This window comes from uncultured Gemella sp. (genome assembly GCF_963529685.1).
Classification (GTDB): Bacteria; Bacillota; Bacilli; order Staphylococcales; family Gemellaceae; genus Gemella.
This window is the reverse complement of record NZ_CAUSAI010000006.1, coordinates 1-12,736: the sequence shown is the minus strand read 5'-3', so window position 1 is coordinate 12,736 and position 12,736 is coordinate 1. Positions and strand designations below refer to the sequence as shown.

At 28.0% G+C, this 12,736-nt stretch carries 11 protein-coding genes; 5 read left to right on the top strand and 6 right to left on the bottom strand.

Annotated features, from left to right (window positions below; all coding sequences use genetic code 11):
* Positions 1-172 precede the first annotated feature (172 nt).
* The 6 genes from RWS90_RS01880 to rpmH form a co-directional block, all read right to left on the bottom strand.
* Positions 173-937, bottom strand: coding sequence for an exodeoxyribonuclease III (locus RWS90_RS01880; protein ID WP_314548263.1), 765 nt, complete (start codon positions 935-937; stop codon positions 173-175).
* A 160-nt stretch (positions 938-1,097) separates the two neighbouring features.
* Positions 1,098-2,480 (bottom strand): tRNA uridine-5-carboxymethylaminomethyl(34) synthesis GTPase MnmE, encoded by a 1,383-nt coding sequence (gene mnmE / locus RWS90_RS01875; RefSeq protein WP_399541442.1) that lies wholly within the window; start codon positions 2,478-2,480, stop codon positions 1,098-1,100.
* Positions 2,481-2,705: 225 nt separating this feature from the next.
* Entirely contained in the window at positions 2,706-3,071 is a 366-nt protein-coding gene (locus RWS90_RS01870) for a response regulator (RefSeq protein WP_314548262.1), read from the bottom strand.
* Between the two features lie 8 nt (positions 3,072-3,079).
* Positions 3,080-3,922 carry an RNA-binding cell elongation regulator Jag/EloR gene (gene jag, locus RWS90_RS01865; protein WP_314548261.1) on the bottom strand — a complete coding sequence of 281 codons (843 nt, stop codon included), beginning with the start codon at positions 3,920-3,922 and terminating at the stop codon, positions 3,080-3,082.
* 2 nt (positions 3,923-3,924) lie between these two features.
* The gene (rnpA, locus tag RWS90_RS01860) at positions 3,925-4,269 is read right to left on the bottom strand and encodes a ribonuclease P protein component (RefSeq protein WP_314548260.1); all 345 of its coding nucleotides are present in this window, start codon (positions 4,267-4,269) and stop codon (positions 3,925-3,927) included.
* A 125-nt stretch (positions 4,270-4,394) separates the two neighbouring features.
* Complete coding sequence (gene rpmH / locus RWS90_RS01855) at positions 4,395-4,529, bottom strand: 50S ribosomal protein L34 (protein ID WP_003144116.1); 135 nt, start codon at positions 4,527-4,529, stop codon at positions 4,395-4,397.
* A gap of 674 nt (positions 4,530-5,203) precedes the next feature.
* Here rpmH and dnaA point away from each other — a divergent pair.
* From dnaA to RWS90_RS01830, 5 genes are all read left to right on the top strand, one after another.
* On the top strand, positions 5,204-6,688 hold the full coding sequence (gene dnaA, locus RWS90_RS01850) for a chromosomal replication initiator protein DnaA (RefSeq protein ID WP_314548259.1): 1,485 nt from the start codon (positions 5,204-5,206) through the stop codon (positions 6,686-6,688).
* Between the two features lie 157 nt (positions 6,689-6,845).
* On the top strand, positions 6,846-7,985 hold the full coding sequence (dnaN, locus tag RWS90_RS01845; protein ID WP_314548258.1) for a DNA polymerase III subunit beta: 1,140 nt from the start codon (positions 6,846-6,848) through the stop codon (positions 7,983-7,985).
* Positions 7,986-8,206: 221 nt separating this feature from the next.
* Positions 8,207-9,397, top strand: coding sequence for an MFS transporter (locus RWS90_RS01840; protein WP_314548257.1), 1,191 nt, complete (start codon positions 8,207-8,209; stop codon positions 9,395-9,397).
* A gap of 686 nt (positions 9,398-10,083) precedes the next feature.
* Complete coding sequence (locus RWS90_RS01835; RefSeq protein WP_314548256.1) at positions 10,084-11,037, top strand: L-lactate dehydrogenase; 954 nt, start codon at positions 10,084-10,086, stop codon at positions 11,035-11,037.
* A gap of 260 nt (positions 11,038-11,297) precedes the next feature.
* Positions 11,298-12,338, top strand: a complete 1,041-nt coding sequence (locus RWS90_RS01830; RefSeq protein WP_314548255.1) for a LacI family DNA-binding transcriptional regulator — start codon at positions 11,298-11,300, stop codon at positions 12,336-12,338.
* Positions 12,339-12,736: the final 398 nt, after the last annotated feature.

Genomic DNA, 12,736 nt, shown 5'->3' with positions numbered 1-12,736 from the left:
TTAATAACGGATGCTACTTAAACTTATAATTTATTCTGATTAAGTCGCCTCCGTTTATTATATTATGATTTTTTTAAGATTATTTTAATATCACACTACACTTTAAAATCAGACTTAAGTCTAGTGCATTAAAAATATACGCTATGGATTTTCCCACAACGTATATTATATTTTACAACAAATTGTCTTTTAATACAAGCTCTACAGGACAGTGATCACTGCCGAATATTTCATTGTGAATAGCAGCACTTTCTAAATATTCTTCCATATCTTTACTTACTAAAAAGTAATCTATTCTCCATCCTGCGTTGTTTTTACGTGCATTAAAACGGTAACTCCACCATGAATAAGCGCCTGTTAAATCAGGATAATAATATCTAAAAGTATCGATAAACCCCGCATCTAATAACTTCGTAAATTTATCTCTTTCTTCTGGTGTGAAACCTGCATTTTTAGTATTTGATTTTGGATTTTTTAAATCTATTTCTGTGTGAGCTACATTTAAATCTCCACAAACAACTACCCCTTTTGTTTTGTTTAATTCTAATAGATAGTTTTTAAAATCTTCTTCCCAACTCATACGGTATTCTAATCTCTTAAGTTCACTACCTGAGTTCGGCGTGTATACTGTAATAAAGAAAAATTTCTCATATTCTAGCGTGATGACACGCCCTTCTGTATCATGTTCTTCTATTCCTATTCCATACGTTACATTTAATGGCTCGTGTTTAGTATATATAGCTGTTCCTGAATATCCTTTACGCTCTGCATAGTTGAAATAACTATAATACCCATCGAATTGTAAATCTAATTGACCTGCTTGCATCTTCGTTTCTTGTAAACAGAAGAAATCAGCATCTAATTGCTTAAAATCTTCTTCAAAATTTTTACCAACGATTGCTCTTAAACCATTGACATTAAAACTTATACATTTCATTTCTTTCTCCTTTTTGTTTCATGTGAAACTATTTTTTCTTATATTTCTTGTTTCATGTGAAACATTTTATCTTGTTAGTACTGCCGAAACATTCTTTAACTTGATTATTCTGTTTCACGTAAAACATTTTAGTCTTTCTTTTATGTTTTTTCTAATTTATTTATTTTCCTAGACAGAATCTACTGAATAATTCATTTATTAGTTCATCACCAGAGTTTTCCCCGATAACTTCTCCTAATAGGTTGAATGTATTCGTATAATCTATTAAGACCATATCTACTTCTAATCCTAATTCAGCAGCTCCGATAGCATCGTTTAAACTTGTTAAAGCACGTTGAATAAGGTTGATTTGACGTGTGTTTGATAAATATGTCGCATCTTTTGGACGAGCAGCTCCACCGAAGAATAAGTCTCTTATATTTTTCTCTAATTCATCTATTCCTTTATATGTTGTCATAGATGTTTTTATAATAGGATGATTGTACGCTAATTTTTCAACTTCTGCAATATCAATTTTCGTCTCTAAATCTAATTTATTTAATATTACAATAGTTGTTTTCCCTTCAGTTAGTTTTAATAGTTCTTTGTCGTCTTCAGTTAGTTCTTCACTACTATTTAATAAGAATAATACTAAATCAGCTTTTTCTAGTGCTTCTTTACTGCGTTTAACACCAATTTGTTCTACGATATCATCTGTTTCACGAATACCCGCCGTATCGATTAATTTAATCGGTACTCCTTTAATATTTACATACTCCTCCAATACGTCACGTGTTGTTCCTGCTATATCAGTTACGATAGCTTTATTTTCTTGTAATAGGTTATTTAACAGCGAACTCTTCCCTACATTAGGACGTCCGATAATCGCTGTATTTATCCCTTCTTTTATAATTTTCCCTTGTTTTGATGTTTCTAATAGACTTTCTAAACTATTTCTAATACTTGTTGATTTTTCAAGAATAGTTTTTGTTGTTTCAATTTCTAAATCATCGTATTCAGGATAATCTATATTTACCTCAACGACTGTTAGTATATCCAAAATTTCGGCACGTAGACGTTTAATAAGTGTTGATAAGCGCCCTTGCATTTGGTTGTTAGCTATTTGACTTGCCTCATCAGTTTTACTCTTAATAAAGTCTATTACAGCCTCTGCTTGTGTTAAATCGATACGTCCATTTAAAAAGGCACGTTTAGTAAATTCGCCTGGTTCAGCCATTCTTGCACCATGTTCTAAACAAAGTGCAAGTACTTTTTGAATCGTTACAATACCACCGTGACAGTTGATTTCTATAACATCTTCTGTAGTATAAGTACGTGGTCCTACCATTTTTACAAGCATGATTTCTTCTATTTTTTCATTCGTAGTTGGATCAACTACATTACCATAATTTATAGTGTGACTTTCTAAACTCTCTACAGTTTTTCCTTTTGGTAGTCTTACTATTTTTTCGGCAATACTAAATGCTTCATCTCCACTAAGTCTAACAATACCTATAGCTCCTTCTCCAAGAGCAGTCGATATAGCGCAAATTGTTTCACTCATTATTCAAACTCCTTTAAAATCTTATATTAATTAAAAATTCATATCTTATTTATTATACACTATTCTTTTGAATTTTTCTCTATATACGACCAAGCTACATTTTATATACTTTTTTTTAATAATGGGTTAGGGTAGAACAAAAAAATAAGTAGCTAGATTAATCTCCGAACTACTTATTTTTTGTTATTTTATTAAAAAGGTGTTAATAAGATATTAGTTAGTCTTCTATTTCATAAGCTCTATTTCTGAAATAGCGAATTCTAAATCATCTAAATCATATTCTTTTGGTAGTACACCACATGCCCCATTAGCAAATGCTTGTCTTTTATACACTGGCACATGACCAACACTACTGCAGATAAGTACTTTCGCACCAGGAAAATTTGCGCATATCTGTTTCGTCGCCTCTAATCCATCCATAATTGGCATACAAATATCCATTGTAACAAAATATGGTTTTATTCTTCTATATATTCTAACAGCTTGTTCACCATTTTCAGCAAAGTAATATTCATATCCTGCACGGCTTACAACTTCTGCACCTCTACTTCTATAATAAGAACTATCATCAACTATTAATACTGACTTCATTAGGCCTCCTATTTAGCTGTAATAACTAAATATCTATGCGGCTCTTCTCCGCGTGATTCTGTTTCTACATTTTTAATTCCTGTTAAAGCATTATGAATAATTTTTCTTTCAACACTTGTCATAGGTTCTAATTCTACAGGTTTTCCTATTTTTTTAGATTTTTTAGCTAGGTTTAATGCTAAATCTTCTAATGTTTTTTTACGATTTTCTCTGTAATTATCACAATCAACTTCTATTCTGAAATAGTATGAACTGAATTTTTTAGCATAATTATTAACTAAAAATTGTAGACTATTTAAAGTAATTCCACGTTTACCTATTATTAAACTAGTATTCTCTTCTGTTTTAATATTTAAAGTAAAATGACGATTTCCATCTTCTATAAAATCAACAGTAGCATCAGGATACCCCATAGCAACAACGATATTTTGTAAATAATTTACAATACTATCTTTATTTTTTACGATATAATCTTCTCTTTTTACTTTTTTAACAGGTTCTTCGTGTTCTTCTGCTTCTACAACAGATTCTTCCACAGTAGTTATTGTTTTTTCTTTTTTAACTTTTTGTTCATCTACTTTTTCTACAACAACTTCTTCTTTTTGTACTACTTTCTCTTCTTTAACTTCTTCTGTTATTTTTGCTAATTCTACAGCTTGTTCTTTACTGTATTCTTCATCTAATGGAATTAATTTTACTTTTGCTTCTTTTTTGAATAAACCGAAAATACCTGCACTTCCACCTTCGATTACTTCAATTTTTACTGCAGCTTCTGATAAAGCTAAATCTTTTAATCCTTTTTGTATAGCTTCATCTACAGTAACTCCAACATAATAATACTCTTTTTCCATTTTTAACTCCTCTTCGCTTTCATAAGTTTTGATCTTTTTAAAACATGATCGATGCTACTTCCAAATTCTAAAAATGTCATCTCTTTAGCACCAGCTCTAGCAATTACTATTATATCATAGTTTTTTACAAATTCTTTTCTTATTTTAAAAGTTTCTCGTATATATCTTTTTATTTTATTACGTTCAAAGGCTTTTCCTAATTTTTTACTAACAGAAATTCCTAAACGCATATGGTCTAAATTATTTTTTTGATAATAAATAACAAACTGTCTATTCGCAAAAGATTGTTTTTTTCTTATTATATTATCAAAATCTTGACTTCTTTTTACTCTATATTCTTTTTTCATTTTAAAACCTTTCTCAACACTAATATTTTAACAGTTTATTCAAATTTTTACAACTATCTTTCTTATTTTTTAGGATTATCTAATAAAAAAAGAGTACCACTTTCGTGATACCCTTTTGGCATACATTAAGCTGAAAGAACTTTTCTTCCTTTAGCTCTACGTCTTGCTAATACATTTCTTCCGTTTTTAGTGCTCATTCTAGCTCTAAATCCGTGTACTTTTGAATGTTTTCTTTTATTTGGTTGATACGTACGTTTCATTTTGTCCTCCTCGAGTTTTCTTTTCTTTACTTAGATAGATGTAATAACTGAATTAGTTTAACATATCTAAAATAATTAATCAAGCAAAAACATCTTTTTTTCTAAAAAAAAATATAAATTAATCTGAAACCCTTATTTTTCCTCGTTTATATCTCTATTTATAACAAATATTTTTCTTTATATTAAATTAATAATGTTTAAGTTTTCCACATATGAATAAACAGTTGTTAATTTCTTCTGAAAATAAAACAAAATCAATAAGAAAATATTTAAGTATAAATCTCATTAAGTTTTCCACGGTTTTTCTTTGGTTATTAACAAATCATTGTTAATAACTAGTTATTTTTTAAAATCAACTTTTTCTTACTTACTTGTTATTAACAGGAATTCCAAGTTATTAACAATTTCACTTGCTAAAGTTATTCACAGGTGTGAATTGTGTGTGAAAAACTTAAAAACTATTTATAAATATACTTTTCAATTTGTTTAAAACTTTTGAAAAATACAATCCTTTCTTCTTTTTTTATCTCATATTTAACAAACTCACAAATTATTCTTTATATTTTATTAACATATTAATAATCTTCTGTTAACAACTTGTTAATAACTATTATTTTATTTTGCTAATGTTTTATGGTATAATTATTTATATATTTTTTTAAGGAGGTATTTCATTGAGTAATTCTAATTTTTTATGGGAAATTATACTTCGTGAACTAAAAAGCACCGTTGATCCTCATGTTTTCGATACATGGTTTTCTAGTGCTTCTATCGATAATGTAGATTTTATGAAAAAATCTATCGTTATTACTAGTAAAGAAGCTTTAATTTCTCAATTTATTCAAGGTGCTTATGATCAAAAATTAAAAGAAATACTAAAGAAAAATACTGGATTTGACTTTAATATTGAATATACTTCCCTTGATACTGATTTTCCTGTAATTACACCTCATGTTGTAGATGAAAAACCTGCAGCTGAAAATTTAATTAGACAGAATTTTCTTCAAGGGGATAAACCTTCTGGAGCGCAACATTTTTATCAAAAACAAACATTTCCTCTTGAAGACTATAAACAACCTATCCCTAATAAAAATATTACGGCAAGTAAAACAAATCCTACTCTTAATAAAAACTATACTTTTGAAAATTTTGTTGTAGGTGAAGGGAATGCTTTTACTCATAATATAGCATGGAATGTAGCAGTCTCTCCTGGTGGAATCTATAACCCTCTATTTATCTATGGAGGTGTTGGACTTGGTAAAACTCATTTACTTCACGCTATTGGTAATGAAATGGAAGCTAATTTTCCTGATTTTAAAATTGAATGTATTTCTTCTGAGAAGTTTTTAAATGAATTTCTTGCTTCTATTAAACCGATGAAAGATAAAAATAATTATACTAATGCGGATGAAGATTTTAGAAGAAAATATCGTGATGTCGATGCTCTTTTAATAGATGATATCCAATTTTTATCTGGTAAAACTGAAACGCAAAATGCATTTTTCCATACATTTAATGAGCTTCAGATGAATCAAAAACAAATCGTTCTTATAAGTGATCGCTCTCCATCTCAACTTAATGATTTGGAAGATAGGTTAGTTACTAGATTCAGTCAAGGGATTACTGCGGATATTACTCCCCCTGACTTCGAAACTCGCATGGCTATTATTAAATTTAAATGCGAACAATTCGATATTAAACTAGATGAAGAGACTCTTACTTATATTTCTAGCAATGTATCTTCTAATATAAGAGAGCTTGAAGGTGTTCTTAAACGTATTAAGTTTACAGCATCTTCTAAACATGAGCAACCGTCTCTTAGTATTGCCGAGGAAATATTAAAAAGTGCTAAAACATCACCTAGAAAAAATATTTCACCTGAAAATATTATTAATGTTTGTGCTGATTTCTATAAAATCAAAGTTGATGATATATTATCATCTTCTCGTAAAAAAGAAGTCGTACAGGTTAGAAATATTGCTATCTATTTATGTAGGGAACTTACTACATTATCATTCCCTTCTATTGGTGATTGTTTTAATAAAGATCATACTTCTATTCTTTATTCATTCAATAAAATTGCAAAACTTAGCAAAGATGAAAATCCTGAAATTTTTGAAGATATAGAAGTTATAAAAGAACGTCTAGGTAAAATTTAATAGGCTGTTAAAATCTACTAAAGATATTAAGTTATTTTTTCACAAGTTTTTAACAAGTGAAAATTCATAATTTTTTAGTTATCTTTAGTTTTCCACAGTTTTTACAGCCCTTATTATTATTATTTTATTAAATATATATTATATATAAGGAGAAAAAATGAAATTTACTATAAATAAATCTAATTTTCTTGATGGATTAAATCATGTATCAAGAGTTATTGCTCCTAATTCTCTTTTTGAAATTTTAAAAGGTATAAAAATTGAATTAGAAAAAGATAAACTTATACTAAAAGCAAGTGATTCTTTAGTATCTGTTGAATTTTTTGTAAATAGTTATGAAGATGACAAAGAAATTATAACTATAGAAGAAGAAGGTCAAGTAGTTCTACCTTCACGTAATTTTATAGAAATAATTAGAAAAGCACCTACTAATTTGATAGAAATAGAAACTATAGGTAATAATATTTTAGTTAAATCAGGTAAAAGTGAATTTAATGTAAAAGGTTATGATGCAAATGATTACCCTGAATTTCCAGTTATTTCTAAAGAAAATAGTTTAAAGTTAGATGCTAATATTTTTAATGATATTATAAAAGAAACAGTATTCTGTACAGCACCTAATGATCAAAGACCTATTTTAGAAGGAGTGAATTTTTCATTAAGTAACAAAGTTTTAACAGCTACAGCTACTGACTCTTATCGTCTAAGTAGAAGACAAGTTACACTTAATGATGAAGATAGTAACAAGGAATTTAACCTAATTATTCCTAGAAAAGCTCTGACGTATTTCCAAAGAATGATAGAAAATGGAAAAGATCAAGTGGAAATTTTCTATGAAAATAATAGAATAGTTCTATACTATCAAAATGTAATTTATACAGTGCTATTAATTAGCGGAAATTATCCTAATACTAATAAACTTATTCCTACTGTATTTGAATGTACATTTGTAGCAAACAGTAGAGAATTCTTTAGTGCTGTTGATAGGGTAGCATTAATGAGTAGAGAAGATAAAGATGATATTATTAAGTTAGTAGTTACTGATAATTTATTGGAAGTTTCTTCTCAATCTAAAGATTTAGGAAGTGCTGTAGAAGAATTAAAAGTTTCATCAACATTAGAGGAAGAAAAATTTGAAATTTCTGTATCTGGTAAATACTTAAAAGATGCTGTAGCAGCAGTTGCCGCAGAAGAAATTATCGTTAAATTTTCAGGTGAACTTACAGCATTTATTATTCAACCAAGTGATTACCATAGAGAAATTATTGAGTTAATTTTACCGGTAAGAACATATTAATAATAAAATTAAGTAAGAAAGTTAAAAATTATAATTTAAAGTAGTTATTTATTAGATATTCAATGAGTTTTATAAAGACTTTTTGGATATCTAATGAATTGTGTAGGGGAGATTTTACATAATAAGGGATAATTGAAAGAAAAAATTGATAAAAAAAATCAAAATTTTCATGATATTTTTACTGTAAAGTCGCTCCTTTTTTGAATACATAAGGAGGAACAATGACAAAAAAATCAAGTAGTATATTAATTATACTAGGTGTTATCTTTTTAAGTCTTATATTAAGAACACCTATTACTTCGGTAGGGGCAATATTAGGTCCGTTAAAATCAATACTGGACATTAACAATACAGTAGCTGGATTTATTACGACAATACCACTAATTGCTTTCGCGATTTTTAGTCCTATGGTGGCAAAAATTTCAAATAAAGTAGGATTAGAAAAAACATTACTATTGGCAGCTATAATAATAAGTATTGGATTAGGACTGAGATTTCATATTAATACATATGTATTCTTTATTACGACATTTATAATTGGAGTAGGAATAACAATAGGTAATGTATTATTACCAGGGTTAGTTAAAAAATATTATCCTGAAAAATTAGGTCTTATGACAGGTTTTTATGCTGTTATAATGAATATAGGGGCTGCAGTAGCAGCGGGGATAAGTTATCTAATTTTAAGTTCTAATATCGGTGGAGAAAAATTTTCTACAGGTCTTGCGGTTAATATTTGGATCATTATAGCTGTAATTAATATTTTTGTTTATACAGCAATGTCAAAAAATAGTAGTGTAAGTGAAATAAAAGATGAACATGAAAAAGTACATGGTTATTTTAAATATTCAAAAATGTGGACAATTATGTTAAGTATGGGTCTACAATCGGCATTATTCTACTGTAGTGTCTCTTGGTTTGCTGAAATAATGATAAGTAAAGATTTTTCACCAGAAACAGCTGGACTATTATTATCAATAAGCCAATTTGCACAATTTCCATCAACATTTATAGTACCGATTTTAGCTGATAAAGTACATAATAAATTAATAATTCCAGTGGTTATTACTATCGGATACTTAGTGTCATTAGTTGGGATGCTGTATACAAGTGGAAACTTTGTATTAATGTTAACATTTATCATTATCTTTGCTTTAGCTGGAGGAGGATCATTCTCGTATGTAATGTATTTATTCTCAGTAAAATCAAGAAATGAAAGTGAAGCGGCCGATATTTCAGGTTTAGCCCAATCAGGAGGATATTTACTAGCAGCAATATTCCCTCCATTATTAGGGTATATTAGAGATATTTCAGATTGGAATAAAGCTTTATATGTATTAATTTTAACAACGGCTGTATTATTAATAACATTAGTACACTGTAGTTCAAAAGGAAATATTATTGAAAAATAAAAAAATAATGCGTACTCAAAAATAAGTACCTAGGTATAGTTAATTTAATTATTTGGATGTCGATCTGTAATGTACAGGAGGCATCCATTTTGCTATTTATTGAATTTTATAGTTAGTATATTAATATATATTTAGTAATATTTAAGTATTTTGATTAATTCAGGGAATAATTAGTTATAATGATAAGAAATAAAGTATCTAAAATAAAAAAATATGAGAAAAAAAGATAACTGTAATAATACAACAAATAAGAATATTGATATAACAATAGTACAGCGAGATAAAAAATAAATACAGAAATAAAGAGTCAAGTAATACAAGTGAAAAATAAAAAAAAAAAAATAAAAAAATATCATACATTAAAATAAAACAAAAAAATTATTTTATAATATATATATAAGAAGAAAATCAAGTAAACAAAAGGAAAACGCTTTAATTAATATTTAAATAACATATAATTAAATGTAAAAAAGATATGAAAATTTCTTTAGATTAATAACAAGAAGTGATAATTTTCAATAATAAAAACACTTTCTTTTTTTACAGTAATATGATATAATTCTAAGGGAAATGAGATATTTATACTTTAATAAGGAGTTTTATAGTGTTTATCTCATATAAATAAAATAGTAAAAATAATTACTTAAAAATATCTAAAAATATATACATTATATGGAGGTTTTCTTATGAAAGCGAAAAATAGAAAAGTTGTTTTAATAGGAGCAGGAATGGTAGGGATGAGCTTTGCTTATCAATTATATTCAAGCGGACTTTGTGAAGAACTAGGATTAATTGACTTCTTCGCTGAAAAAGCTGAAGGTGAAGCAATGGACCTTAACCACGGTGGAGCTTTAGTACCACCTATTAAAGTAACTTCAGGTGGATATGAGCAATGTGCTGATGCAGACGTAATCGTAATCGCTGGAGGTCTTCCACAAAAACCAGGTGAAACTCGTCTTGACCTAGTTGATAAAAACATTAAAGTTGTTAAAGATATGTCTGAGCAAATCGTAGCTTCTGGATTCGATGGAGTAATCGTAATTGCATCTAACCCAGTAGACGTATTAACTAACGCATTACAAAAATTCACTGGATTCCCAAGAAACAGAATCGTTGGATCAGGAACTACTCTTGACTCTTCAAGATTCCGTTACATCTTAGGAGATAAATTAGGATTAGCACCAAGCAGTGTTCGTGGATATATTATTGGGGAACACGGAGATACTCAACTTGCTGCATGGAGTAACGTAAATGTTTACGGAAAACAATTTGATAAATTCTTAGAAACATCTAAATACACTAAAGAAGATTTCGCTGATGTAGAAGAAAAAGTTATGCGTGCTGCTTACGAAGTAATTAACCGTAAACGTGCTACTTACTACGCAATCGGACTTGCATTATTCACAATCGTTAAAGCAATCTTACGTGACGAAAATGTAGAATTAGCTGTAAGTGGATATTGTGAAGGTCACTACGGAATTGATGGATTATACATCGGTACTCCAGCTATCGTAGGTCGTGAAGGTGTTCGTGAAGTTGTTGAATTACAATTAACTGATGAAGAAACAGCTAAAATGCAACACTCTGCTAAAGTATTAAAAGAAACTTTAGAAAAAGCTTACGCATCTTTAGAAGCATAATTTAAAGAAAATTATTATAGAAGAATTAAATTTTAATCTTACTTTATAAGAAGAATTTAATTCTTCTTTTTTTTACAAAATTTAAACTATACAAAAGTTATTTTTATAACAAAGTAAACGTTTTTTGAAAATAAAAAAATATAAACAAATTTGTTTTCAACTACTAGACTTATAGTAAAAAATTTGGTACAATATATAAGGATGAAAAGGTTTTAAAAATTATCAAATAAATTTAAAGAAAAAAGTAGAGGAGAAAGACTATGACAATAACGATATATGACGTAGCTAAAGAAGCAAAAGTATCGATGGCAACTGTATCTAGGGTTGTTAATAACAATCCTAATGTAAAAGAAGATACGAGACTTCGTGTCCAAGAGGTTATAAAAAAATTAAGATATACGCCTAACGCTGTTGCCAGAGGACTTGCTAGTAAAAAAACAACAACAATAGGTATAGTATTACCAGATATAGCAGATTTATCTTCTGCAGAAATAGTAAGTGGTATAGAGTCAGTAGCTAATATGTATAAATACAACATTATATTAGCAAACTCATGTGATGATCAAGAAATTGAAAAAAACATATTCGCATCATTTGTAAGTAAACAGGTGGATGGTATTATTTATTTAGGTCATTCACTATCGGATAGTTCAAAAAATTACTTACAAGACATTCAAATACCAGTGGTATTAGCAGGAAATTTAGGAATAGATTCTGATTTTTATTCAGTAAATATTGATTATGAAAAAGCGGCATATGACGTTACTAAAGAATTTTTAGCGAAAGGAACTAAGAATATTTCTTTAGTTATAGATAAATATGAGAGTCAAAAAACTCAAAGAATAATTAAAGGATATAAAGATGCACTAGCTTCTGAAAAAGTAGATTTTAAATCTCAAAATATTATAGATGGTTATAGAACATATAAAGAAAGCGGTAAGTTATATAAAAATCTAAGTAATATAGATACAGAAGCTGTTATAACGATGTTTGATGAAGTAGCTTTAGCTACAATGCAACAAGTATTAGATTTAGGATTAAGTATACCTGCTGATTTAGAAATTATTTCATTAGAAAATACAAAACTAATAAATATGACAAGACCAAAAATTTCATCTGTATTTCAACCGATATTTGATATTGGTGCAGTTTCAATGCGTGTATTAACAAAAGTTATAGATATTGAAAAAGCAAAACGAAAAGGTGAAGAAATTGATGAAGAAGAACTATCAGAGTTAAACACTCAAACAAACGAAATGAATCTTCCATATAGAATAGTTCACAGACAAACAACGAAATAATAACATAATATAGAAGAAAAAGTTTAGAATAAATAAAAAAAAAGAATATTTCTAAACTTTTTTTATTTTCTATTGACATTATGTGAAAGTGATGATAAAATTGAAAAGTCTTCTGATAGAGAAGACGAACAATACAGCTTTTTTTCAAAATAAATGTTAAGAAATTTATAAAAAACTCTTGACGAAAAAACATTAAATATGATAAACTTAATGAGTCTCTTTTTTAGAAGTTAAACAAACTTCTAAAAAAGAAATTTTAAAAAAATAAAAAAAGTTGTTGACAAAAACAACTGATTATGATAAACTTATTTAAGTGTTGAGAAAACACTAGAAGTTAAAATTTAATAATGCGGGTGTAGTTTAGTGGTAAAACCTCAGTCTTCCAAACTGATGTTGTG